The organism is Spiroplasma endosymbiont of Lariophagus distinguendus (assembly GCF_023846195.1).
Taxonomy (GTDB): domain Bacteria; phylum Bacillota_I; class Bacilli_A; order Mycoplasmatales; family VBWQ01; genus Spiroplasma_E.
Genome location: NZ_JALMUW010000186.1, coordinates 1 through 531, shown reverse-complemented (window position 1 = coordinate 531; position 531 = coordinate 1). Strand labels below are relative to the sequence as shown.

1 protein-coding gene is annotated in these 531 nt (G+C 19.8%); it reads right to left on the bottom strand.

What is annotated here, in order from left to right:
* Positions 1-175: 175 nt before the first annotated feature.
* A partial coding sequence (locus tag M0D11_RS06455) for a hypothetical protein (RefSeq protein ID WP_252321166.1) occupies positions 176-531 on the bottom strand: 356 nt, incomplete at its 5' end.

Sequence of the window (531 nt, the reverse complement as noted above, 5' to 3'; positions counted from 1 at the left end):
TTAATGGATAGAAAGGGACAACAAGAACAATAAACTGATGTATTTCTATTTTTTGTTACTTTTATTATATCATAAAATACATGAATATTTAAAAATATAATTTTAAAATTACATTTAAACAACACAAAAATTCTAATTTTAAAATTAGTTTTTAAAAATATTAAGTTTTAATTTATTAAGTACTATTCATGTAACTTCTAGAATTTAAATAATTTGCTTTTGCTATTAACATATTATTTAATGTTTGATAATTATATATTTTTGCTCCATTAGTTAAAGATTTTAAAAAATGATATACATCACTTTCTGCAGAACATCCAATATTTCATGAAGCATTTTGATTTACAATACCATGAGCATTATTTTTAAAATAATTATATACTTTTTCATTAACATTAGGTTTTAAAAATGAAAGTAATTGATTACAATCACCACTTGCAAAAGTAGTTGTTCCATCAATATATTTAGTTCAATCATGAGATTCTTTTTTCTTACCTTTAACTCCAACAAAAGATTTTCATAAATAACTAT